This window comes from Paraburkholderia sp. USG1, from assembly GCF_031570135.1.
GTDB lineage: Bacteria > Pseudomonadota > Gammaproteobacteria > Burkholderiales > Burkholderiaceae > Paraburkholderia > Paraburkholderia dioscoreae.
Genome location: NZ_JAMWXW010000012.1, coordinates 215,253 through 236,234, shown reverse-complemented (window position 1 = coordinate 236,234; position 20,982 = coordinate 215,253). Strand labels below are relative to the sequence as shown.

At 62.0% G+C, this 20,982-nt stretch carries 31 protein-coding genes; all 31 read right to left on the bottom strand.

The window, feature by feature from the left end:
* Positions 1–1,966 (bottom strand): phage tail protein (locus NE850_RS18295; RefSeq protein ID WP_310699082.1); only part of this gene is annotated, 1,966 nt, incomplete at its 3' end.
* 2 nt (positions 1,967–1,968) lie between these two features.
* Positions 1,969–2,544 carry a tail assembly protein gene (locus tag NE850_RS18290; RefSeq protein ID WP_310699081.1) on the bottom strand — a complete coding sequence of 192 codons (576 nt, stop codon included), beginning with the start codon at positions 2,542–2,544 and terminating at the stop codon, positions 1,969–1,971.
* A gap of 3 nt (positions 2,545–2,547) precedes the next feature.
* Complete coding sequence (locus tag NE850_RS18285; protein ID WP_310699080.1) at positions 2,548–3,291, bottom strand: Mov34/MPN/PAD-1 family protein; 744 nt, start codon at positions 3,289–3,291, stop codon at positions 2,548–2,550.
* Entirely contained in the window at positions 3,291–3,974 is a 684-nt protein-coding gene (locus NE850_RS18280; RefSeq protein ID WP_310699079.1) for a phage minor tail protein L, read from the bottom strand. Before NE850_RS18280 ends, NE850_RS18285 begins: the two co-directional genes overlap by 1 nt.
* Positions 3,975–5,075 (bottom strand): hypothetical protein, encoded by a 1,101-nt coding sequence (locus NE850_RS18275; RefSeq protein ID WP_310699078.1) that lies wholly within the window; start codon positions 5,073–5,075, stop codon positions 3,975–3,977.
* A 5-nt stretch (positions 5,076–5,080) separates the two neighbouring features.
* Positions 5,081–5,434, bottom strand: a complete 354-nt coding sequence (locus tag NE850_RS18270) for a phage tail protein (protein WP_310699077.1) — start codon at positions 5,432–5,434, stop codon at positions 5,081–5,083.
* Positions 5,435–5,436: 2 nt separating this feature from the next.
* Complete coding sequence (locus tag NE850_RS18265; RefSeq protein WP_310699076.1) at positions 5,437–8,331, bottom strand: phage tail tape measure protein; 2,895 nt, start codon at positions 8,329–8,331, stop codon at positions 5,437–5,439.
* The gene (locus NE850_RS18260; protein WP_310699075.1) at positions 8,324–8,758 is read right to left on the bottom strand and encodes an HK97-gp10 family putative phage morphogenesis protein; all 435 of its coding nucleotides are present in this window, start codon (positions 8,756–8,758) and stop codon (positions 8,324–8,326) included. The genes NE850_RS18265 and NE850_RS18260 overlap by 8 nt, the downstream gene beginning before the upstream one ends.
* On the bottom strand, positions 8,742–9,053 hold the full coding sequence (locus NE850_RS18255) for a hypothetical protein (protein WP_310699074.1): 312 nt from the start codon (positions 9,051–9,053) through the stop codon (positions 8,742–8,744). The genes NE850_RS18260 and NE850_RS18255 overlap by 17 nt, the downstream gene beginning before the upstream one ends.
* 2 nt (positions 9,054–9,055) lie before the next feature.
* Positions 9,056–9,439, bottom strand: a complete 384-nt coding sequence (locus tag NE850_RS18250; protein ID WP_310699073.1) for a hypothetical protein — start codon at positions 9,437–9,439, stop codon at positions 9,056–9,058.
* Between the two features lie 3 nt (positions 9,440–9,442).
* Positions 9,443–9,877 carry a phage tail tube protein gene (locus NE850_RS18245; RefSeq protein WP_171913274.1) on the bottom strand — a complete coding sequence of 145 codons (435 nt, stop codon included), beginning with the start codon at positions 9,875–9,877 and terminating at the stop codon, positions 9,443–9,445.
* 4 nt (positions 9,878–9,881) lie between these two features.
* Complete coding sequence (locus NE850_RS18240; protein ID WP_310699072.1) at positions 9,882–10,235, bottom strand: DUF3168 domain-containing protein; 354 nt, start codon at positions 10,233–10,235, stop codon at positions 9,882–9,884.
* Positions 10,228–10,581 (bottom strand): phage head closure protein, encoded by a 354-nt coding sequence (locus tag NE850_RS18235; protein WP_310699071.1) that lies wholly within the window; start codon positions 10,579–10,581, stop codon positions 10,228–10,230. The genes NE850_RS18240 and NE850_RS18235 overlap by 8 nt, the downstream gene beginning before the upstream one ends.
* Complete coding sequence (locus NE850_RS18230) at positions 10,581–10,922, bottom strand: head-tail connector protein (protein WP_310699070.1); 342 nt, start codon at positions 10,920–10,922, stop codon at positions 10,581–10,583. The genes NE850_RS18235 and NE850_RS18230 overlap by 1 nt, the downstream gene beginning before the upstream one ends.
* A 3-nt stretch (positions 10,923–10,925) precedes the next feature.
* Positions 10,926–11,084 (bottom strand): hypothetical protein, encoded by a 159-nt coding sequence (locus NE850_RS18225; RefSeq protein ID WP_310699069.1) that lies wholly within the window; start codon positions 11,082–11,084, stop codon positions 10,926–10,928.
* A 68-nt stretch (positions 11,085–11,152) separates the two neighbouring features.
* Positions 11,153–12,433 carry a phage major capsid protein gene (locus NE850_RS18220; protein WP_310699068.1) on the bottom strand — a complete coding sequence of 427 codons (1,281 nt, stop codon included), beginning with the start codon at positions 12,431–12,433 and terminating at the stop codon, positions 11,153–11,155.
* A 4-nt stretch (positions 12,434–12,437) separates the two neighbouring features.
* Entirely contained in the window at positions 12,438–13,280 is an 843-nt protein-coding gene (locus NE850_RS18215; protein WP_310699067.1) for a head maturation protease, ClpP-related, read from the bottom strand.
* Entirely contained in the window at positions 13,258–14,562 is a 1,305-nt protein-coding gene (locus tag NE850_RS18210) for a phage portal protein (RefSeq protein WP_310699066.1), read from the bottom strand. The genes NE850_RS18215 and NE850_RS18210 overlap by 23 nt, the downstream gene beginning before the upstream one ends.
* A 7-nt stretch (positions 14,563–14,569) precedes the next feature.
* Complete coding sequence (locus NE850_RS18205; RefSeq protein WP_310699065.1) at positions 14,570–16,282, bottom strand: terminase large subunit; 1,713 nt, start codon at positions 16,280–16,282, stop codon at positions 14,570–14,572.
* Positions 16,283–16,285: 3 nt separating this feature from the next.
* Entirely contained in the window at positions 16,286–16,756 is a 471-nt protein-coding gene (locus tag NE850_RS18200) for a terminase small subunit (RefSeq protein WP_310699064.1), read from the bottom strand.
* Between the two features lie 223 nt (positions 16,757–16,979).
* On the bottom strand, positions 16,980–17,369 hold the full coding sequence (locus NE850_RS18195; protein WP_310699063.1) for an HNH endonuclease: 390 nt from the start codon (positions 17,367–17,369) through the stop codon (positions 16,980–16,982).
* A gap of 6 nt (positions 17,370–17,375) precedes the next feature.
* A complete protein-coding gene (locus tag NE850_RS18190) occupies positions 17,376–17,735 on the bottom strand; it encodes a DUF1983 domain-containing protein (protein ID WP_310699062.1) in 360 nt (119 codons plus the stop codon).
* 106 nt (positions 17,736–17,841) lie between these two features.
* Positions 17,842–18,303: a hypothetical protein gene (locus NE850_RS18185; protein WP_310699061.1), complete on the bottom strand. Its 462-nt coding sequence runs from the start codon at positions 18,301–18,303 to the stop codon at positions 17,842–17,844.
* Between the two features lie 14 nt (positions 18,304–18,317).
* On the bottom strand, positions 18,318–18,698 hold the full coding sequence (locus NE850_RS18180; protein ID WP_310699060.1) for a phage protein NinX family protein: 381 nt from the start codon (positions 18,696–18,698) through the stop codon (positions 18,318–18,320).
* Positions 18,695–18,949 (bottom strand): hypothetical protein, encoded by a 255-nt coding sequence (locus NE850_RS18175; RefSeq protein WP_310699059.1) that lies wholly within the window; start codon positions 18,947–18,949, stop codon positions 18,695–18,697. Before NE850_RS18175 ends, NE850_RS18180 begins: the two co-directional genes overlap by 4 nt.
* Positions 18,946–19,200: a hypothetical protein gene (locus tag NE850_RS18170; RefSeq protein WP_310699058.1), complete on the bottom strand. Its 255-nt coding sequence runs from the start codon at positions 19,198–19,200 to the stop codon at positions 18,946–18,948. Before NE850_RS18170 ends, NE850_RS18175 begins: the two co-directional genes overlap by 4 nt.
* Before the next feature lie 10 nt (positions 19,201–19,210).
* On the bottom strand, positions 19,211–19,630 hold the full coding sequence (locus NE850_RS18165) for a hypothetical protein (protein WP_310699057.1): 420 nt from the start codon (positions 19,628–19,630) through the stop codon (positions 19,211–19,213).
* Between the two features lie 62 nt (positions 19,631–19,692).
* Positions 19,693–20,019 (bottom strand): hypothetical protein, encoded by a 327-nt coding sequence (locus NE850_RS18160; protein ID WP_171915464.1) that lies wholly within the window; start codon positions 20,017–20,019, stop codon positions 19,693–19,695.
* Positions 20,019–20,471, bottom strand: a complete 453-nt coding sequence (locus NE850_RS18155) for a nuclease domain-containing protein (protein WP_310699056.1) — start codon at positions 20,469–20,471, stop codon at positions 20,019–20,021. Before NE850_RS18155 ends, NE850_RS18160 begins: the two co-directional genes overlap by 1 nt.
* Entirely contained in the window at positions 20,468–20,638 is a 171-nt protein-coding gene (locus NE850_RS18150; RefSeq protein ID WP_310699055.1) for a hypothetical protein, read from the bottom strand. The genes NE850_RS18155 and NE850_RS18150 overlap by 4 nt, the downstream gene beginning before the upstream one ends.
* On the bottom strand, positions 20,635–20,979 hold the full coding sequence (locus NE850_RS18145; protein WP_310699054.1) for a hypothetical protein: 345 nt from the start codon (positions 20,977–20,979) through the stop codon (positions 20,635–20,637). The genes NE850_RS18150 and NE850_RS18145 overlap by 4 nt, the downstream gene beginning before the upstream one ends.
* Positions 20,980–20,982: the final 3 nt, after the last annotated feature.

The window sequence follows — 20,982 nt, the reverse complement described above, 5'->3', positions numbered from 1 at the left end:
GGTACGAAACGGCCTTGTCCGCGGCATTCCACGCGATGACCATGATGGTTTTCGAAATACCCTGGTCGATAACCGAATAAGTCGAGACCGTGACGCCGGTCGGCGGCGGCTGCACCGACGGCGGCACGACTGTGATCGGTCGCACCTGGATGGCCGCGCCGTTGTCGATCGCCGCGTACTTGCCGGGCTCGTACTGCGTTGCGTTGACGGTGTAGGTGATTTGCCCGTTGTCGTCGCCTTCCTGCACGCTGACCACGCGGAAGAGTTGCGACGCGAGGTCGGCGCTCTCGATCATCCACACTGCGTTCGGCACAGGTGTCACGTCGAAAATGTCCGACACCGTGACCGCGTCACCGGCGACCGACTGCACGGTGCGTTTCTGCGCGACGCCCGTCGGCAGGATCACCGTGAGCGAGTCGCCCGCGGCAACGGGGGGCGCCTTGTCGAGCGTGATGGTTCGGCCGCTCACAGCGCGGACGCGGCCGCCGATCCGTCGGCCGGCTTTTGCAGGATCCGCTACCGCGATGACCTGTCCCGGCGCGCAAAGTGTTCCGTCAAGGCCGACCTGGAAAGAAACCGTGTTCGTCTCGTAGCGGCTGGTCAGCAGCGTCCACAATCCAACCCGGTGCGCCTGCCCCTGCGAAGTGACGCCGAACGCGGTGATCTGCGCCTTGACGACGCCGTAACGCGCAATGCCGTCGTCATCCGGCACATACTCGACAGCCTGCTTGTAGCCGTTCGCCGGGTCATTCCAGCTGATCAGCGCGACGGTGTAGCGCGTCTTGCGCTCCGAACCGACGTACTGGAACTTGCCACCCACGACGTTCGCCGCCGTGTACACGTAGACCGGATCGGACGGCATATCGGCGCTCGCGACCACGGAGCCCGGCCCCCAGTACGCAATGCCCCGAAACGTCGTCGCCAGATCCTGCAGCACCTTGTACGCGTCGGCCTGTGACTGGATGACGGCGTTGCACGTGAAGCGCGGCTCCTGACCGCCCTTACCGTCCGCCACCATCACGTCGCAATACTGCGCGATGGCGTAGAGCCCCCACTTGTCGACCATCGACGCATCAATGCGAGCGCCGAGACCGTACCGCGTGTTCAGCACGAGGTCATAGAAGATCCACGCCGGGTTGTTCGACCATGCGGTCTTGAACGTGCCATCCCACGCGCCGGAGTACGTGCGCGCCTCCGGATCGTAGTTCGACGGAACACGGATCAGCAGGCCCTTGATGTCGTAGGCCCGCGTCGGCACCGAACTGAACGACTGGGCATCGAACGACAGGCCGAACAGCGCGCTCATCGGGTACCGCAACTTGCGGTCGATGATCTCGGTGATCGCCTCGATGTTGATCGTGTCGGCGATCAGCGAACTGTGGGCGTTCGGCGTGATGCGGCGCACACGCACGAGCCAGCCGGTGGCCGCCGGCGGCAGCTCGATGCGCACGCTTCGCTCGTAGAGCGTCGTCGTCTTGCCGTCGAACGCGCCGGTCACCACCTGCGCATATGAGCCGCCATCGGTCGCCAGATCGATCGCATACTCGACGCGATAGCCCGTGACGTTCCCGGTTGTGGAATCCGATTTCTGGAACGCCGGCAGGCCGAACCGGATGCGCACGGCGGTGAGCTGCGTGTTCTCGACCTGCCGCACCCACGGCGTATCCGACGTCAGCGGCACGCTCACCGCATCTTCGTTCTCGACCGCAGGGAACCCAGACATATAGGTCTGATCCTGAGTGCCGAGCCGGTAGTCGATGCTGTAGTTCGAGAAGTTGCTTGACCCGTCGCCGTTGATGATCGGCGTATCGTCGAGATAGACGGATTGCAGGCCATTCACCAGCCCGGCTATCGGCCCTTCCGACACCAGATCGAGCACGCGCGCATAAGCGATCGAGTGCAGGCTATCCGGCGACTCGCTGGGCGAACCGCCCGAGCCACCACCCTTCGAACCTTGAATGCGCATGCTTATGCCTGATCTTCGGCGTAGATACCGGAGCTGATGACTTTCGAGCCAACGCGCACGCGGCCATAGACGAGCGGGACCGGCTCGCCTTGTGCCGAGCTGTTGACCGCGCCATTGAAGTAATACGACGTGCCGTTATCCGGCCCGGTGCCCGCGAGACCGGCCGTCTGTGGGCTCAGCATCTGCATGACGCCGCCGAGCGCGAGCGACGCGCCGAGACCGATCAGCGCGCCGCCGCCGAATTCGCTGGTGACCACGCCGACCACCACGAGGGCGGCGCCGAGAATCGTCTGGAACAGGCCCGCGCTCTTGCTGCCCATCAGCACCGGCGCAATGCGGATTTCCTCGCTGCCGACCGGGTACTCGAGTTCTTTCTCGTCGAGATTCCTGCGGCCGGAGAAGACCGCGAACGTCAGCCCGTTGTCCTTCGCGTTCATCAGGAATTTCTCGAAGCCCGGCACCACGACGCACAGCGCACGGATCGCCTCGCGCGTCGATGACACGGCGAGCCGATGGACGCGGCCGAAGCGGGTCCCCGCGACGCCATAAAGGCGTACGGTTCTGAGTGTTTCGCTCATTGCTTATCCCTGGTATCGAAGGACCGTGCGCAGGCTGTGCGCCCACATGCCGCCCCAGACGGTGCGGCCAGAAAGCTGCCCGTACATGTGGTGCAGCAGAACGTTGTTGCCGAGGTAGACGCCGGCGTGATTTGGCACACCGTTCCTGCTGCGGATCTGCATCAGCAGCACGTCGCCCACTTCGAGCGCAGCGTCCTGCCCCATGTCGGCGAAGCCGGCCTTCCCGAAGTTGTCGAGATAGAGGTTCGATACGCCGTCATCCCACCAGTTATCCGGACGTTCGAAATCGGGCAGCGTCACGCCGCGCTCGAGCTGGTAATAGCTGCGGATCAGGTCGTAGCAGTCGTGCACGCCGTGCACGAACTGGCGGCCGATCAGCGGCGCGATATAACCGCTCGGTCCGAACTCAAACCAGTCGTCGAGCGCGATCGACCCGTCGCCCTGCACGCCAAGCGATACGATCACCCACCTGTCGATGCCGCTCTGCTCGCATGTTTTTCGGTCGGCGCCGCTCGGGCGCGCCGACGCGCCGGGATGCGAATGCACCACCGCGACGATCCGGCCCATGTCCTCGGCGCGCGCGTAATCTTCGGGCGCCATGCTGAAGTCGTCCTGCGGGCGCGCCGCGACGTTGCGACACGGCACATACGTTTCCGCGCCGTCGCGCAACACCACGAGCCCGCAGCACTCGCGCGGGTATTCCGCGAGCGCGTGTTCCGCGATCGCGTTCCGGGTCTGCTCGTTCATCAGGAAAGGGTGTCGCTAAGAAATCCGCCCCACGGGAGCGGCTGATTGACGCCAAAGCGGCATTCGCAACCGCTGGTCTTGTAGCTGCACCGGTCGAGCGCGGGATCGCTCACCGGCTGGTCGTTCTTGTCGAAGTACGCCATGCCGACATAGCCGCATTCAGGCCCGCGGTATTTCCATCCACACAGGCCGGCGATCTGCCGAGCCGGGACCTGCTGGCCGCCGAAGTCGGTCGGCGACGAGAGCGTGAACTGCACCTGGATACCCGGCTGCTCATTGCTCTTCTGCTCGATGAACCAGATCTCCGTCGCCATGCTTTCGTTGGGATCGGCCGTCGGATTGCCGTCGGGAAAATTCACGGCATCGAGGTACTGCGCGAGCGTGCGCCGGCGCGTCACCTTCGCGCCGACCATGTCTTCGAGATAGACGCACAGCGCAGTGATCGTGCCGTTGATGTCGCCAACAGTCAGCGTCGGAGAAGGCTGCTGCGCGTCCGAAGTGTGTTCGAAGCCAGTTGCCTGAATCGGCCACGGCTTGTACTCGTTGCCCTGCCAAAAGATCGACGTCGATTGCAGGTGCGCGTGAAAGCGCAGCATGTCGCCACCGATGGCGGTGCAATCGACCTCGAACAGTTCGATCTTGTTGCCCGGCTCGAGCTGCTGAAGGTCGGCGGTGATGGTCATTTAGACCATCCGCATAGCATAGATCGTGCAGTTGACGCCAGCGGCGGCGTTGCAACGTCCTACCGCGTTCACCGTTGTGCTGCTAGATACGTTATAGGGAACGGGCGGCGTTGCGAGGGTGGCGGATATAGCACTAGCTGCGGAGCTGACATAAGTGCCGATGCCCGCGAATCCTGATGTTGTGCTCACGCCAATGGTAAAGTCGGAGGCGCTTCCAGAGGATACGTTGATGGCCGCAGTGGCCCATACCAGCCAGTTTCCCGGTGTCAGCAGGACGCCGATTACAGCGGCGGCAGCGCCGGCAGACAAGCCGCCAGAGGGCTGCGAGGCTATCTTGATTTCGCCCACACGCCCAGCCGCGACAGTCGCGCCGCTCACCATTCCAACGCTGGACGCCGGGCTAGGGAGATTCCCGCTATCCCACGGCGTGTTACTCGCGAACGTGGGCCGCAGCGTAAATGTGGCTTGGCCGGTAACGCCCAGTGTGCCGCCCACCGTCACATTGCCGGAATACGCGGCACTTACGCCGGAGTACGCGCCAGCGGCGGAGATTGTCGCTTGACCACCAGCACCGAATGACGCGCCACCCGTTAGCGTAGTGAGACCGATCACCCCAAGCGCGCCCGCCACGGTTTCATTGCCGCCTACTGCGCAATTGCCGTTGACCGTCTCGTTATCGCTATTCGTGCGCCCGCGCATCAAAACAGTCCACGCATGCACGCCGTCAGTATCCACCAGCGCGGTTTCGCCGGGGTTCAACTTCGAAAGCGACAGCGTGTCGCCCGACCCCGTCGTGATTGCGAGCGTGACTACCGTAGCGCCAATATTGCGCAGCAGCATGACGCCGTCGGTACCACACGTCGCGGCGGCCGGCACCTGAACGATTCCGGCTACGGCCAGAGAGATATTGACCCGCCGACCGAGATGCAGAGCAGCCGTCAGCGCCTGAGCGCTGTCGACCAGCTGCGCCGCGCTCGTGAGCGCAGACTGAGCGTTCAGGACGTCGACATTCGCGTTTGCCTTCACGTTCGCCACGCGCACGGCATCGCCGTCCTCGGCTTTCGGTGGCGTGCCGAGGTTGACTTTCTGTAGAGAGCTCATAGTGCCTATGAAGCTGAGGTTGTATCGAACGTCTGATCGAACTGCGCGGTCATCGTGTACACGTCGCCGTCTTTGGTCGGCTCGGTGTACTTCTCACAGGTGAACAGCGATTGAGGGCGCAGCAGCGGCGTCCAGTAGAACGCCTCGCCGCCGGCGCGCGCGTCGAGGAAAGCCATGATTGCCGAGATCTTCGCCGCGTCGCCCACGAACGTGAGGCTGTACGACGACGAGCGGTTGTTCAGTCCATCGGGTGACCGCTGGGCGTAGCCGTCGCCGAACTGTGCCTTGTTCACGAGCAGCGTGGCGTCGCCCGACGAGCCGGCAACGGTGGGCGACCACGTGAATGTTTGCGTCGCCATGATCAGCCCACCGACCCGTATTTCTGCTGCCAGGCATAGCCGCCCTGACCCTTCATCTTGGCCGCGATACGCGCGTCGACCAGATTCTTGAGCTGGCCCTGCAGCCACCTGGCATCTTCGGCGGTCAATCCGCCTGCCCCATCGCTCGTTTGCACCGTAAGGCTGACATCGCTGCCAGAGCGCGGCGCCACAGAATTTGCGGCAGCGGCTCCGACGAAGCCGCCCGTTGCGAAATGCGCCGCGCTGTGCACCGCCGCGCCGTTATTCAGCGCGTTAAGGCCAGCCACGCCGAGTTTGCGCATTGCCGCAGCATTCAGTACGCCCTCGCCGTTCGACAGCCACGCGGGTATGGAGTCGGACGTCGAACTGCCTGGGCCATAGACCGGTCCGCCAGTGGCGAGATGGAATCCATACGAGTTGACTCCGGTCGTCGTGCTGACTCCACCCGAAAAATACGAACTGACAGCGGATGCCGCAGCGCTGAACAGACCCGAGATCGCGGCGCGAGCCTGAATGCGCGCGATGTCGGCGATGACGCTTTTCGCGAGGTCTCCGAAGTTGAGTTTTCCGGTCGTCACGAATGACGCGAACGCGTCTTCCATTCCACGAAAAGCCTCCTGGAACGTCGACGCCGTCGATGCTGCGACGTTTGCTGCGCTGTCGGCATAATCAGCAATCGCGCGCTTCGCGCCGGTCGTCCAGTCCGCGTTTGCTGCACGGATGTCTGCCGACGACTTCACGGCAATGGCTACCGATTTGTCGTAATAGTCCTGCGTTGCGGCAAGTTCGTCGGCGTACTGCTCCGGGCCGATTTTGTTCGTCGTGCGCTGCTTGGCGAGATCCGCGACCTTGCGGTCATAGTCCTGCCGAATCGCGATCTGCTTGTCGTAGTCTGCGCGATCGTTCGATCCCAGCGCGAGGCCGCCCAACGTCTGATCGGCAGCCGCCTGCTGCGTTTGCAACTGCTGACTGAGTGCATCGGTGTAGACCTTGAGGTCCGCCGCGCGCTTCGTCGCCAGCTTCGCCGAGTCATCAGTGAATTGCTGGTCGTTCGCCGCAATCTTGTCCTGCGTCGCCTTGACTTCGCCTGCATACTTCTCCATCGCCGATTTCTGCTTTTTGCCCTGGGCGATGACGACCTCTTGCTGCTCGATCTTTAGCTCCTGATCGAGTGCCGCCGCGCGCGCATCATGCAACTGCTTGAGCGCATCCTCCTGCGTGATCAGACCTTGATCCTGCAGGCTCTTGATGTGATCGAGAGAAGTTTTAAGCTTCGTCTCGATGTCCTTCTGCTGCTGGTCGAGCGCCGCCAGTTGCGCGCTGATCGCATTTTGGACCGCCGCTGCCGCCGCGCTTGCCGCAGCCTTCGAGCCGTTGCGGCTCTGGTACTGTTTGTCGATCTCGGCAAGGTTGTCCGCGTGCCGCTTCTCGGCAGCAACGAAATCGGCAGACGTCTTGTCGACGTCCTTCGTCGCCTCGGCGTAGGCCGCGTTTTCCTGCTTGATCGCGAGCGTGCGCTGCTCGAGCGGCGACGCGTATTTCGTGTCGTTGACGTACTTGTTGACCGCGACAGCAGCGTCTCCGCCGGCCGCGCGCTGCGCCGCGCCACGCTGCGTCTTGAACTGTACCGCCTGCTGGTCACGCAGCACGTTGAGCTTTTCGGTTTCAGCCGCGAGCGTTTGCTTTGCGGCGTCGACGCTGAACGACGATGCCCCCTTGAGCTGGTCGAAGTTCCGTTGCGCCTGCTCGACGCGCGCCAGCTGGTCGCCCACCTGCTTTTCGAGGCTGTCCGGAACGCCGATGGTCATGATCGCGTTTTTCACGCGATCGATGATGCGCCCCCAGTCGGTCCAATACTGCATGACGATGCCGACATTCTTCTCGGCCGACGCCGCCACCTGCTCGTGTGCGCTGACGAGATCCAGCATCGCCGCCTTCTGGGCCGACGCAGCGTCGCCCGCGCGCACGAAATTCTCGATCTCTTCGACCTGCGCCGCGGAGAACGTGTGATGCTGCTCTTGATACGCCGTCAGCCATTCGAGCACATTGTCGTGCAGCTTCACGAGCGATTCAACGGCCTTGTCCGCGCTGACGCCAGTGTCTTCGCCCATCGCGATCGCGGCGCGGCCGGCAAGGGCAAGATCGTCACCCGTGAACCGGCCCGTATCCGCAACCGCCGCGAGCGTCTCGCGAGCCGCTGAGAACGACGTTTTCGCGTCCTCGAACGTGGCCGCGATAGACTGCATTTGACCCGCTGAGACGTCGAGCGCTCCGTTCGTGCTCGTGATCGCCTTCTCGAATGCTGCATATTGCGTATAACCTTCGATTACCGCGTGCGTCATCAATGCGATTGCACCAACGGTAGCGCCGATCGCTATTCCGAGCGGGCTCATCACCACCGACAGCGCATCCGTTCGCTCGGCAAGCACCATCAGCGAACCACCGAAATTCTTCCACGAACCCTGAGAGGCCTCGTGCGCCAGCACCGCCAGCTCGCGGCGCGCCGCGGCGGAATTCAAACTGAATTCGTGCGCCGAACCACTCGCCGATGTGGTTGCATCGGATGCCGCCTTGATCTGCGCTATATACCCCGCAGCCGCATCGGAGACGCCCATCTGGGCGGCTTTAAGTTGCAACAGATCGGCGCGCGTCTTCCCGGCTGTCGCCGCTTCCTGAGCAAGCGAGTCGATGAACCGCTTCGTCGCGTTCATCATGCGATTGTTGACGTCGATGCCGTTCTCGCGCGCCTCATCGATCGCCTTTTGCGCCTGCTCCTGGCGCTTTGCAGCGTCTTCCACCGTCGCGGTATAGGCGGTCCAACTGGATCGCGCCTTCTGCAGCCCGGTCGCCACGCCATCTGCGCCGACGCTGACCTCATACCGCGTTTCGTTAGCCAAGCTTTGCCTCCGTGATCGCCTTGTCGAATTCCTGAATCACTGCGTAGTCCTGTGCCATCTTTGTTGCGTCAATTGCTGGCCGGAAAAATGGTTGTGCCGCAGCATTGGACCTTCCGTACTCGATCCACCGCAGGTAGTACGCATCTGCAGACCAGGTGACCAGATACGTCGCTTGCCGCCCGACCACCGATTTTTCAGGAAGAAACGTAACCAGCAATGAATCACGACCGAATCCGACCGGGAACTGCTTGATACCTTGGTGGTGCGCCCCGGGACCAACCGGAACACGTCGCCGCGCCTCATCGAGGACAACGGTCGCGGCGGCTGCGCCGGCCTTCCGGATGGTGGATTCGCCAAGAGCACCTTCCATCTTGCGCAGAAGGTCCGGGAAACCGTCCGGATTGCTGGTTTCAACCAGCCTTGCCATTCCGACCTCCAAATAACTCCGCGCGGAGCATATTCGTCTGCGCCACCGGATCATCGAACAGCACCGGCTCCGGTTCGGGCCTGGCGGTCAAGCCTCCTAACCACGGTATGACATCAGATGGTCCGAAGGGGTCGGGCCGCTTCTTCGTATCGCGGTTGACGTTGTAGATTGCGGCGACTATCGCGCCGGCGCGGAGATCGGCCATCTGTTCGCCAAATGGCTCGATCTGGTGATACGCCAACCAGTCAGTGAATTCGGCGCTGCTAATTTCTGCCTGGCAGCGCGCAACTGACATCTTCAACTCGCGGGCGAGTCGGAACCAGAAGAGCCGCTCGGGGCGGCTTCGGAGTTTTTTTCCGCATCCTCCGTCGATTTCGCACCGATCTTGTTCAGACGCATTGCGACCTCGACGAGCCGCGTCAGCACGTCGGTATTCTTCTCGCGAAGCTGCTCGACGTCATCGGCGGTGAAGATCGATGAGCCAGCATCGTCGACTATCGTGCTCGACAACATCAGAGCCTGGAATCGCGAGGTCTTTTGCGGCTCCGCGAGAGCATCCATCAAAGCCTCGCGCGCTCGCCCGCTCATAACCGTGATACGAACCGTGCCGCCCCACTCCGGCACCTCGACGTCTTCCGTCGCGAGGTCACGTGCAGCGAAAATCTGCTCTCTGGTCAGCATGTGTTAAGCCCCCGCCGCGGTCGTCGTCACAGCGCCCGAGATGGTAAGAGCGACCGTCGAGGTGATGACAGCGTCCGTCGATCCCGACACGGGAAAACTCTTCACATAGGCCGAGAAGGTATCGCTCGAACCGTCGGGGTACGTGAGCTTGAACTTCTCGAGCGTCGACGCCTTCTGTGCCGCCTTCAGCGCGGCCTGACCCGGATCGGCCATATTGACGTTGACGTCGATCGAAAACGAACCGTTGTCGATGAGGCCGAGCATTTTTTCCTTCGCTTCCGAATCGAGGTCCGTGACGTCGATTTCGGTTGCGCTGCCGTCGAAGCCGCTATAGGACTTGACGTTTTTTACTGCTGTCCACGTCGGATCGGTGGCGCCATCGGCCGCCGTGTCGATGGAAAATTTGCTTCCTTGCGCACTGATTGCTGTGCTGGTCATGGTTTTACTCCTGATACCAGATTGAGAAGTCCTGCCGACTGCCGTAAAGCTTGGTGGCGTCTTCGTAGACGCTCACCGGCGCGCCAATCGGCACGCCTGCAACAGGCTCGGCAGTCAGCGCGGCACGAACCTGTTTGATGATTGATGCCGCCTCGGCGCGGGTCGCGGACCACACCGCTACCTGCATCCGGCTGTTCTGCAGCGTATCGGTGCCGTCGAACGTCGTTTCGTCGACGCCGCCAACGCTCTGATAGACGATGTACGGCGTGGACGCGCCTGCCGGCGCAACGTCCGGATAGACGTGGCCGCCGGCCAGCGTCTTGATCGCGGCGAAGGTAACGGACTCCGCACTAGCCATTGTTGGCAAAGGCCGAGCAGGCCAGATCCGTGTATTCCCGGCTCGCAACATTGGGTAGCGGCGCGAGGATGTTGAAAATGAGGTCGTCGACCGGCTGGCCGCCGACGAACTTGAGCAGCACGGCACGCATGCCGTTGTCGATGTTCGTCCGATAGCGAATCCGGATGCTTGCGGTGGCGCTGGCGACTTCAGAATCAGACGTCAGCGTTTCCTTGCCGGTGAGCATGCGCACGTTGCACCACACGGTCGCGACCTCGGTCCACGTGTCGATCGGCTGCCCGAGATCATCTTGACCCTGGCCGCGCTGCTCGATGCGCACGCGCCGGTTGAGATCGCCCGCGCGCATCAGATCCCCGGCACGATTCGGTGCGGCCGCAGCAGCGTCCGCGCGTTGAACGGCAACTCCACCAGCGTGCCAATGGACGAATCCTCGCGGTTTGCATAGAGCTCGCCGGCAGTTTTCAGGATCGCCGCCTTGATTGCGCCGTTGACGACCATCGGGTTGTCGCCGGCGGTGCCGGCAGCGACCGCGGTGGCCAGCGTCTCGTCGTCCTCGAATACCTGACGGTTCAGATAGTCGAGCGCGGACTGCGTCGCGCCATCGAGCAGTGCCTGCACGACGTCATCCTCGACGCCGGCGTCTTGCCGCAGGAAACCGAGCGCCAGACTGAGATCGACGAGCGCCATCGTTTACTTGGCGACCTTCGCCGGCTTTTCCGAGCCTTCGAGCGCGCCGACTTCTTTCGCGCCAGCCTCGAGCTCGGACGGGCATTCGTCGCCCGCTTCGAATTGCTTCGGATAGATCTCGCCATCCGGCACGCCGCGGAACGGCTTGATGAACTTCGGCATATCTGCCTCCAAGAAAGAAGGGGCGTCCGAAGACGCCCCTTAAGCCACACCACTCTACGGAGATTCGATTACGCTGCTACGGCGATCTTCATCGCGCGCATCGGCTGCGGATTCAGCAGACCGCCGCCGACACGCTTCGTCGTGTAGAACAGCACGTAAGGCTTCGCCGTGTACGGATCGCGAAGCACACGAACGCCGATGCGATCGACAATCAGGTAGGCCTGCTGGAAGTCGCCGAAGAGCGCCGCGATGGCATTGGCTGCGGCATCCGGCATATCCGGCATCTCCGTGATCGGGTAGCCAGCGAGCGTCGCCGGCTGACCAGCCACATACGACGGTTGCCACAGGTAATTGCCCTGGCCGTCCTTCAGCTTGCGCACGAGGCGTTGCGTGTTACGGTTCATCGCCCAGCGTGCGTTGCCGGTGAAGGCGCTCGGCAGGTCGTACACGACATCGATGACACCGTCCGACGTGATCGCCGCCGCCGCACCGCTGTTGACGGCGTTGATCGCGCCGAACGGATGAGCGGCCGCGTTTGCGCCACCGGTCACGTAGGTCAGCAGGCCGTTCGGCTTGTTCGCACCGTCGCCTGCGAGGAACGCGGTGCCTTCCTGCTTCGCGAACTCCGTTTGCACTTCGTTGGCGAGCCACGCTTCGAGATCGATCTCGGCGTCGTCTAGGATCTGTTGCGTCGCGGCCGGGTTCGCGTAGATCTCGCCCGAAGCGAATGCGAGCGACTTGAGCGTGCCAGTGCCCGTCTGCGGACGCTCATCCGTTTCGCCCACCCAGCCGCTTGCGGTGCCGCCCATATTGAACAGCTTCGAGAAGCCATTCTTCGAAACAGATTGCACCTGGCAGATCTGGCGCATCGGCGAGATCAGCACGAGCTTGTTGGTAATCGAACGATCCCATTCGACCGGCGTCAGGTAGCCGCCCTGCTCGTCGGCGCCCTTGTTCAGCGCGGCGTTGATTTCGCCCTTCTTCACGTGCGCCTTGAAGGCGTCCGTATACTCCGCGTCGCGCAGCTTCGTGCCGCCAGCGCCGCCCATTTCGAGCGCGGCCATCTTGATGCTGTGCTCGTCGAGCGCCTTCTGGAACGCATCCAGATCGGCACCGATCTTTTCGACCTTCGCGGTAATGTCAGCCGCAGGCAGGCCGGCTTTCACGGCGTCGAGCTGCTTCGTGTGCTCAGCCTTGAACTGCTCGAACGCGCGATTGACGCTTTCGACGAGAGCCTTGACGTCGCCGGGGCCGCTATCGGCCCGCACTGCGACAATGCCACGCGGGACTGCGCCGGCCGTACCAGCCAGGGTTGCCGCAAGCGCGGCGATCAGGAGTTTCTTGCTCATGGACTTATCCTTGAAGAGCGTTGATGAGGTTCTGCAGCGTCGCCGCAACGTCGTCGCCAGCGCCCGGCATGGCGTTTTCAGCGGCAGCGCCCGGCGTGCCGTCGAATAGGGCTTTGAGAGCATCGCGACGCGCGCCGCGCGAGTAACCCGCGCGCGCCATCGACGCTTCGATGAGCGCGAGTGCCTTGCGACTGCCACTCGCGTTCGTGTCTTTTGCGACCTGCGCGCTATCGAGCAGCCCGGTCGCGAATCCGTCCGCGACTGCCTGATCGGCGCCGATCCATGTTTCCTTATCCATCAGTGCGGCTGCCTCCGCCTCGCTGATACCCGCGCGTTGCGAATAGACCTTCGCCATTGCCGCGTCGAACGGCGCAAGAACCTCGGCCGCCTGCGCGATGTCGTGCCGATTGCCGATCGCTACCGTCCAGGCGTTGTGGATCATCAGGAACGCACCGTCACCCATCAGGATTTCATCGCCAGCCATCGCGATTACCGACGCGGCCGACGCGGCGATACCCATCACGTTGACCGTGACCTTCGCCTTGTGCTCGCGCAGCAGGTTGTAGATCGCGACGCCCTCGAAGAAATCGCCGCCCGGCGAGTTCACGTTGACCGTTAGGTTGCGCGCGCCGATGTTGCGCAGCGCGGCGCTGATCCGCTTCGCCGTGATGCCGGTGCCTTCCCAGTTGTCACCGATCTGGTCGTAAATCGAGATCGACGCCGAGTCGTCACCGGCCGCAGCGCGCACGCCCGGTTCCCACTTCTCCAGCGCGTCGGGGCGCACGTCGTATTGCGCGGTGTTGAGCCGATGGTCGGCCCGGATTTCAGGCAGGCTGAGCAGGCTCATCGCCGGTCCCCTTGGGTTTCTGTGTCATTGGATTGCGTAGCGCATCGGTCTGCGGATCGTCGGATTTCGGCAGGTCGGACAATTCACGCACTTCGTTCTGCGACATCCACGGCGCCTGACCGCCGGCGCCCAGCGCCTTCGAGAAGAAAGACGCCTGATCGTTGAGCGTGCCGCGCAGTAATGCGCCTTCGTTGAACTTGAACTGCTGCATGCCGAGCTGGTTTTCGGGAATGAAGCTGCGCGCCGCGGCCTGCTCCCACGAGATGAACCAATGTGCGAGGCCGTACTGGATAAAGAAGATGGCCAGCTGCTCGATACCGCTGCCCCAACTCGTGTCGTCCATCATCAGCAGCGGACGCGGCACGCCATACATGCGCGCAACCTCTTCGATCTGGTGATTCCGCGTCTCGATCTGTTGCGCCGATACCGCTGTGATCGAAAACTGCCTGGCTGTGCCGCCCTCCTCGATCAGCATCCAGCTACCGGCGTTTTCTGCGCCCGAGTAGTTGTCAGCGAGCGATTCCTTCATGCGCTTGTACGCGTTGTCGGAAAGCTCTTTCGGGATCTCGATCGCACCACCCGCCATCACACCTGTGCGGAACGTGCGCGACGCCGCGCGCTCTGCCTGCTCAGCAAGCTCAAGCGCTTCGCGCGAGAGCTTCACCCGAGAAATTCCATTGATGCCGTCGAGCGACAGGTCGCGCAGATGGAAAACGTCTCGCGCCTGCAGCTCGATCCTGTCGCCGGCCGGCGTCGTGTAGTCGTAGACTATTTGCCACGCGGCCGTGAGGCGCGGCTTCGTCGAGCCGCGATCCATAGGAATCAGGCGGATTGGCCGATTTCCTGACCAGATAACTCGAGCGAACGACTGGCCGTCAAGCAGCGCTCGCAATTGCAGGAGACTCTTGAATTCAATCGGCGTTTGCCAGTCGTTCGGTTTGTACTTGAACAGCCGGTGCGCCGGGTTGTCGGTCTGCACCTGCTTTTTGTCGTCGCTGCTCTGCAGGTTCAACGGCAACATGCCGATCGACTCGGAAATCAGCGTCACGCAGCGCAGGACAGCCATATTTCGCAGTGCATGCGCCGCTCGCGGGTCGCGGCCGTCCAATTCGCCACGCCGGATGTATTCGAGCAGACGAGGATCGTCTAAACCCGTGAATGTCGCGCCTCCAGTCGGCAACTCGGCGCGCGGAAGCGAGGGCTCCGCGCGCGGCGGATCAGGCAGAGGACGAGTTTGGGCCTCCGGCTGGTGACCCCGCCGGAAGAAATCGAACAAACTCATTCACACCTCAAAGGAACCGGATACCGCGCGACTCATATACCGACGGGCCTTGCGCCGGCGGGTTGAGCGACATAAGCGATACCGCATCGAAAATAGCCATGAGCGGGTCGATTTTCGCCGTCCCGCTGGCCTGTTTTGTGATGTTCACGGCGTTGCCGACCGGCACCACGCGCGCATTGCCGACGCACCACGCCATCATTCGCTGCCCGCCGTGAACCAGCACTCCGCCGTCGCCGATACCTTCGTCGAGGCCGCGGCCGCTCGCCGCGGCGATGCGTCGCTCGGTCGTCTTGATTGCGCCGGACAGTTTCCAGCCCTGCGAAATGCCGATCACCTTGTCTTCCGGCACCTTCGCAGCGCCGAGCGCGTCGAGCACGCCACCAATACCGGCCGGGTCGGCGCCTACCTTATCCAGCAGTCCCGCCTGGTGAATCGTTGCGACAATCTGCGCGACTTCCTCGACGTCGTCGCCGATCTGCTCGACGACCGTCAGATCGCCCTCTTTCTCGAAGTCGCGCAACGTGTCGGCGATCTCCTTGCGACGCTCGAATACAGACGGGTGCGCCCATGCGTGAGTCCACGCGAGCCAGTTGCGCGTGCCGCGCTCACGGCCGACCACTGCGAGCCCAAGCAGATCGTCCAGGCCGCCGCCGTCAATGCCGACGTCGATCACTTCGCAGCGCTCGATCAGATCTTCGAGCGTCACGCCGGGCACTCGCGCGGCATCCTCCCAAAACTCTGATGCCGCCCAACGATCGCTGCGCAACGCAAGCCCGATTTCGACGTTGGCATGCTTGGCGAGGAATCCCCGGAACGACGCTTCGCCCTCTTCCTTCGCTTTCCGGAATTCCCGCTCCAGAAACGCCTGGTCGACCGAGTAGCCGAGGTTCGGATTGACCATGCCCAGGTTCTCGACGAGCAGGTGTTCCTTGCGCTTCACCATTTCCGGCGGGTGCTCGTAGATCACCGGCACGAAACACGGGTCATCGATCTTCCCGTCGCGCACGTCGCGCGCGTAGCGCAACTTCTGCAGGAAAACGCCCGCCGGCGGATCGTCGGACTGCGTCGTGAGATAGATCACGAAGCCTTCCGGGCGCGAGGCCAATCCGCCGATCGCTTCACGCAGCATGTTCTCTGCGTTCGGCTGCTTGCCAAACAACCACACCTCATCGACCAGGGTGCCGACGCTCTTCTTGCCGCCAACAGTGTTCGAGTCGGCGGCCACCACCTTCAACGTCGCGCCCATCGTGCGATGCGTGATCGTCTTGATGTGCGTCTGCACCTGGAACAGATCGTCGAGCTCCTCCTCGTGCTTCACCATGTCCCGGCTCGGCGCGAAGCTGTTGTTGGCGACCTCGATCGTCGGAGCCAGAATCGCAAACTCAGCCGACACGCGCCAGTTCAGGATCATGGCCGTCATCATGATTCCGGCGGCCAGCGTCGATTTGGAATTTTTCTTCGGCAGGCAGACAAACCACTCGGTGATCAACCGCCGCCCGCTGTCCGCGTCATACGCGCCGAAGATCGACGCGACCAGATCGAACACCCATTGCGCGGACGACTCGCCGAACGTTGGACTGCCTGGGGCGTCGACGATCTTCAGTTCCTTGAATACGGCGAGCGCCTGCTCCGCCTGCTCCGGAAAGATAGGCGGCGGAATGATCGTGCGCCCCGACTTGAGCCGCTCGGCCCAGTCGGGACACGCCGTCGACCATTTCATGCATCACTTCCGGTTATTGACGACGAGCTTCGGCGCAGCGAGCGCCGCAAACTTGCCTGCGGCCTTCTTCGCGGCTTCGGCCTTCGCGTCTTTCTTCCCCGCCTCGCCGACCTTCGCGTGCACGAACGGCATCAGCGCTTTTGCGGCGTCGACGCGCAGTTTCGGCTCCGTCCGACAGTCGTTCATCGCGGCAATCAGGAACGCCTTTGGATCGGTGAAGCTCGTCATCGCGTCGATGTCGAAGTCCACCGGCGCCCGCGCCGTGCTCCCCGATTTTCCAGCCGGTTCGGGCTTCGATTCCTGCTGGATCCGGTGCGCGGCGAGGTAAAGAGCCACGTCCTTGTCTTTAACAAGTCGTGACCCTGCCGCCGACGCCGTCGCAGCGCTGTATCCCGCCTCGATTGCCGCGTCCTTATTGGCTTTGCCGGCCAGAACAGCGTCGGCGAAACGCCTCTTTTTCGCTGTTAAAGCCATTAACAAAAACTCCAAAAGGGAAAATTTTCTGCGCGTGCGGGAACGGTCGGTCTTGGCCGGTCGGACCCTCAAACTTTCGTCACCCCCTGCCTATTTTTTAGGCATAGCACTATGCTGGTGCAAAAGTCGCGCTATCTGCTCAAAAAATAGGCAAAAAGTCGCGTCAGGAGTCTGGGGAAATAATTTGAACGAATAATTACACTCGATAGACGTCGATTGCGCGCTATCGGCGGCCACGCTCGCTGCGTGCCTTCTCGCCGTCGTGATGGGGCTTGCACAGCGTCTGGATGTTGGTCGGGTCAAGCCGACGACGCTCGTCGCCTTCGTGCGCCACGATGTGATCGCCGATCGTGCCAAGCGGTTCGGCAACGCCTCGCTCCGCGCATGCGATTACGACATCGGCCGGCGACATGCCGACCATGCCGAGATCGCGCAGGCAGTAGACGCAGTGCGGATGCTTGGCCAGATGTCTGGCGCGCAGCTTCTGCCAGTCGTAGCCATAGCCGCGCGCGGCGCTGCTGGTCTTGCCTGTTCGCCATGACGGCGACTCAGCAATGGCGACTCGGCTTGGCAACGACTGCAAGCGAGTCGCCAATGTGCGCAGGCGCGGCATGTCGTGTTACGCAGCGACCGGATATGCAGCGGCGAGCGCTGCGGTGGTTGCGGCCTGAATGGCTTCGACCGACAGCGATGCATCGATTGCTTTCAGCGAAAGCGCGATCTGCACTGCGGTGTTGACGTTGCTGCCTTGCGGCGCGGTTACTGCCGGTGCTGCTGCGGGAGTGCTCATAGCTTCCTCAATGGCGGAGATGGGAGATGCGATGCCGGCAATGTACGTGCGGCCGTTCGCAGCGACCTGCGTCTTGATGGTGTAGAGATCCGCCAAGACAGTCGATTCGACTGCCTTGGCGTCTTGCTCTACTACTGCTGCCTCGCTCCTGAACCACGAGGCGATCTTCTGAATGATGGCTTTGAGCATGGTTTCTGGAAGCGGAAATAGAAAAAGCCCGCGCTGCTTTCGCTTCGCGGGCCTTGGAGGCAATAAGTCAGCCTATCTGAATGAAGACGATTTTAGCCCGAAGTGTTCAATCGGTAGCACAACTATTTTGTTCAATTATTTTTGAACACTTTTCCGACACGAACGATTCGTGCACACGGCGAATGGACCGACTCAACGATTCGGCGCGTTGAGCGAACCGCCGCGCCCGGTTGTAGATGGTGCCGCGCGCGCATTGCTGTTGCGCGGCCAACGCCTTGATATGGGTGTTGTACCAATAGATGCCGAGAAAGCACTCTGCCTCATCGTCGTGGACTCCCTGCTCGCATAAGGCATGAATGGCCATATTGAAGTACGACATGTCGGCATCGAGGAATGCGTTCGGTTCGCCACGAGACGGACGGCTAGGCGGCTGAAGACGAGCCAGGATGTTCGATTTGACGGTTGGCGCGAAAAGGCGTCTCGTCGCGCACCACCATACCCAGCCGTTGGCCTTGACATCAGCCGTCTGGTGTTCTTGCGACGACATTTCCGGATCGTTGGTTTTCAATCCGCTTCTCCCTGTTAATTGGCACGTGCCAAATCGATCAAGCCCGCGGCAGCAGCTTCGGCAACGCGCAATCGGCACACGGCCACGAGCGGCTGCTCATCGCGGAACATGTCGTGGAACTCAGGATTCATCTGCGCTTCGGCAATCCACACGCGCCGCGTGCCCGCACCCTTGCTGCTGATCTCGTCGAGCGGATAGAGGGTGTAGCGTTGGCGGAACTGGATCGGCGCGGTGATCGTCGGGTTCTGCGTCGGCTGGTAGAACTGGTGGCCGACTGTTTCGACGTCGATACGGCAAAACTCCATGCCGTTCGCTTTCACCACTTCCGCGCGAAACCCTTCGGCGCGCGCGACCCAGCAATCGAGCTGCGCGCCGCTCAGTTCGCTCACGTTCATTTCGAATCCTCGGCCACTGTCGGCATCTTTTCGTAGTCGACGGTCACGGTGACAACCGCTTCGTATTCGGAACCGTAATTGCCCATGCGGCTGCTCAGTTGGACATTCACACGCGTGCTGTCGGCGTCCATCTGCACGTCGGCAGCCGCGCAGACTTCCCGCGCAAGGATCTGCTTGATTTCGTCGACGCCAAGCACGGCGCGATGGGTCTGCGTGTTGGTGCGGCCCGTGTGGATCTTGATCTCGCTCATGGCTTATCCCAAAGAGTCTCGGGTTTTTCCAGCGCCAACGGCGACTGCTTGAGGCCCATGAGCGTCGCAAAGAAATTCAACCATCCGCCGCCATCGAGGCGGCCCTGCAGCCGGTGCCACTTCATTTGCTCGCGCAGATTCATTTCGACGGTCTCTCGTGACTTTTCCGAAAGCCCGTGGTGCTCGACCATCCAATCGACCATTCTCTTGGCGGTAGACACGTTCACCATTTTTTGTACTGGATCGCTCATAAGACTCCCCTTACAGACTCTTGAGTAACGCCTGCAGCTGGCGCAGCTTGTCGAGGTTCGCATTGCTTTCGGCATTGCCCTGCTCGATCGTGAGCGCCGCCGTTTCGATGTCCGATGCCAGAACAATCATGGCTGTCGCCATCGAGCGCGCGCGTTCCGACAGGCTCGAAAGAATGTCGATCGGCGATTTCGCCGGTTCATCGACTGCCTTCTGAGGGTCGCCCTTGATTTCTGCAGCCACGTGCAATACCTCCCTTTCCCTGATTTCGACTCGCTGGTACAACCCGACTGAACGCTCGCGAATCAGGCCGGCGTCCTTGAGTCGTACAAGGCAGCCGTCGAGAACCGCAACATCGGGCGAACTTTTCGTGACGCGGCGGAGGTGCGATGCGATTTCGTTGCGAGACCACGCTTGCTGAATCGGCACCATCTCGAGAACCTTCTTCGCAATCGCCGATTGCGCGCTTAATGCCGACTGGTATTTAGCTGGCGTCATAACATGTCCCTCACGTGAATCACCGCGTCACCGTCGGCGAGCCTATCCAGCACTGGCGCCAGAGTCTTTCGATGTGTGTTCACCCACACCTGCACGCGCGCAGTGCCGTCCCCATTGAATAGCACGGACGCATGCGCGCGCAGATCCTCGGGAATCTCGATGTCGGCGTAGATATAGCCGCGCCCGAATGTGCCGCGCTCATGAGACTCACGCACCGGACCGAACAAGCGCACAACATTGAACCAATCGCTATAAAAATTCGTCTGGCGGCGGCCTCGTACCGAGCGCACCGACTTTAGAGCTATGTGCGAAAACACCTGCATTACACTGCCTCCTGCATTTCCAATCCCAGCTTGGTCGCGCGCATCGGCTCCCAACGTGCGAACGCCATGTTCCAAAGCGCCCGCTTGTGCTCGCGCAGAAAGCGTTTGCCCTGGTCATATTCGTGGTGACACGTCGGGCACGCCGGCACTGTGAAATAGTCGGGCGTCTTCAGACCCATACCCTTCCCTTCGTTGCGATGTGCCGGCACGCTTTTCGTCGGGTCGCTCGTGCAGACACCAGAAATGCGCAGATAGCACGGCTCGTCGCGGCACGCGTCGCGCATGCGCTTGTCGTCGCCGGCCTTCGGCTTGCGAGCCTTGCGCTTGAACGTCGAGCGCGTGAGTTTCTTCGTGTTGCGGTCGAGCTGCGCCTTGAATACGCCCGGCTCTTTGCGCTTGAATCCCGCGCGCGCGAGGGGCGTTTTACGCTGCAGTGGTGCCGAGCGCTTCATGATGCCTCCGGCAAGCAGTGCATTTCGACAGATACGCCGCTCGCGGCCAGCACGGAGAGCCGACCTTCGCGCCAGAATTGAAATGCGAGCTCGCGCAGCGATGGCGCGACCGCCTCGGCGTTGAATTTGGCGTCAAACCAAGCATCGAATTCCTCGCGATCGGTCACGCTGACGCTCTCCCTCTCATCACCATAGCGTGCATAGCCGCGCACAGTCCGCCGACGATCGCATCGCGCGACTCACGACTAGCCTTGCTCGCCGCATAGCGGGCGTTCGGTTGGTAATCGGCGACTCGCGGAAAGGGCTTGCCGGTTAGTTGGTACGACGATCGATAGCTCGACTCGCTGCCTTTGACGTGACCGCTCGCCTTGAGCGCTCGAAGCCGCTTTTTGATGCTGTCGTACGGAGCGCACGTACCCTCGACAATGTCCGCGATCGTCGATCCCGGATACATCATCAGGAACTCGCATACCTCGCGCCGCTGTGCGCTCATGATTCGATTGACCATGTG

What these genes read in the sequence shown, in the direction of transcription:
- NE850_RS18145 (WP_310699054.1), bottom strand. Translation starts at nt 20,979, where the DNA reads ATGGTCAATCGAATCATGAGCGCACAGCGGCGCGAGGTATGCGAGTTC.
- NE850_RS18235 (WP_310699071.1), bottom strand. Translation starts at nt 10,581, where the DNA reads ATGCGCGCGGGCGATCTCAACCGGCGCGTGCGCATCGAGCAGCGCGGC.
- NE850_RS18175 (WP_310699059.1), bottom strand. Translation starts at nt 18,949, where the DNA reads ATGAGCGAGATCAAGATCCACACGGGCCGCACCAACACGCAGACCCAT.
- NE850_RS18170 (WP_310699058.1), bottom strand. Translation starts at nt 19,200, where the DNA reads ATGAGCGATCCAGTACAAAAAATGGTGAACGTGTCTACCGCCAAGAGA.
- NE850_RS18285 (WP_310699080.1), bottom strand. Translation starts at nt 3,291, where the DNA reads ATGAACGAGCAGACCCGGAACGCGATCGCGGAACACGCGCTCGCGGAA.
- NE850_RS18190 (WP_310699062.1), bottom strand. Translation starts at nt 17,735, where the DNA reads ATGCTCAAAGCCATCATTCAGAAGATCGCCTCGTGGTTCAGGAGCGAG.
- NE850_RS18200 (WP_310699064.1), bottom strand. Translation starts at nt 16,756, where the DNA reads ATGGCTTTAACAGCGAAAAAGAGGCGTTTCGCCGACGCTGTTCTGGCC.
- NE850_RS18165 (WP_310699057.1), bottom strand. Translation starts at nt 19,630, where the DNA reads ATGGTGCCGATTCAGCAAGCGTGGTCTCGCAACGAAATCGCATCGCAC.
- NE850_RS18160 (WP_171915464.1), bottom strand. Translation starts at nt 20,019, where the DNA reads ATGCAGGTGTTTTCGCACATAGCTCTAAAGTCGGTGCGCTCGGTACGA.
- NE850_RS18220 (WP_310699068.1), bottom strand. Translation starts at nt 12,433, where the DNA reads ATGAGCAAGAAACTCCTGATCGCCGCGCTTGCGGCAACCCTGGCTGGT.
- NE850_RS18180 (WP_310699060.1), bottom strand. Translation starts at nt 18,698, where the DNA reads ATGAACGTGAGCGAACTGAGCGGCGCGCAGCTCGATTGCTGGGTCGCG.
- NE850_RS18270 (WP_310699077.1), bottom strand. Translation starts at nt 5,434, where the DNA reads ATGGCGACGCAAACATTCACGTGGTCGCCCACCGTTGCCGGCTCGTCG.
- NE850_RS18195 (WP_310699063.1), bottom strand. Translation starts at nt 17,369, where the DNA reads ATGCCGCGCCTGCGCACATTGGCGACTCGCTTGCAGTCGTTGCCAAGC.
- NE850_RS18215 (WP_310699067.1), bottom strand. Translation starts at nt 13,280, where the DNA reads ATGAGCCTGCTCAGCCTGCCTGAAATCCGGGCCGACCATCGGCTCAAC.
- NE850_RS18230 (WP_310699070.1), bottom strand. Translation starts at nt 10,922, where the DNA reads ATGGCGCTCGTCGATCTCAGTCTGGCGCTCGGTTTCCTGCGGCAAGAC.
- NE850_RS18275 (WP_310699078.1), bottom strand. Translation starts at nt 5,075, where the DNA reads ATGAGCTCTCTACAGAAAGTCAACCTCGGCACGCCACCGAAAGCCGAG.
- NE850_RS18155 (WP_310699056.1), bottom strand. Translation starts at nt 20,471, where the DNA reads ATGAAGCGCTCGGCACCACTGCAGCGTAAAACGCCCCTCGCGCGCGCG.
- NE850_RS18210 (WP_310699066.1), bottom strand. Translation starts at nt 14,562, where the DNA reads ATGAGTTTGTTCGATTTCTTCCGGCGGGGTCACCAGCCGGAGGCCCAA.
- NE850_RS18255 (WP_310699074.1), bottom strand. Translation starts at nt 9,053, where the DNA reads ATGTCAGTTGCGCGCTGCCAGGCAGAAATTAGCAGCGCCGAATTCACT.
- NE850_RS18260 (WP_310699075.1), bottom strand. Translation starts at nt 8,758, where the DNA reads ATGGCAAGGCTGGTTGAAACCAGCAATCCGGACGGTTTCCCGGACCTT.
- NE850_RS18250 (WP_310699073.1), bottom strand. Translation starts at nt 9,439, where the DNA reads ATGCTGACCAGAGAGCAGATTTTCGCTGCACGTGACCTCGCGACGGAA.
- NE850_RS18240 (WP_310699072.1), bottom strand. Translation starts at nt 10,235, where the DNA reads ATGGCTAGTGCGGAGTCCGTTACCTTCGCCGCGATCAAGACGCTGGCC.
- NE850_RS18205 (WP_310699065.1), bottom strand. Translation starts at nt 16,282, where the DNA reads ATGAAATGGTCGACGGCGTGTCCCGACTGGGCCGAGCGGCTCAAGTCG.
- NE850_RS18245 (WP_171913274.1), bottom strand. Translation starts at nt 9,877, where the DNA reads ATGACCAGCACAGCAATCAGTGCGCAAGGAAGCAAATTTTCCATCGAC.
- NE850_RS18225 (WP_310699069.1), bottom strand. Translation starts at nt 11,084, where the DNA reads ATGCCGAAGTTCATCAAGCCGTTCCGCGGCGTGCCGGATGGCGAGATC.
- NE850_RS18290 (WP_310699081.1), bottom strand. Translation starts at nt 2,544, where the DNA reads ATGAGCGAAACACTCAGAACCGTACGCCTTTATGGCGTCGCGGGGACC.
- NE850_RS18280 (WP_310699079.1), bottom strand. Translation starts at nt 3,974, where the DNA reads ATGACCATCACCGCCGACCTTCAGCAGCTCGAGCCGGGCAACAAGATC.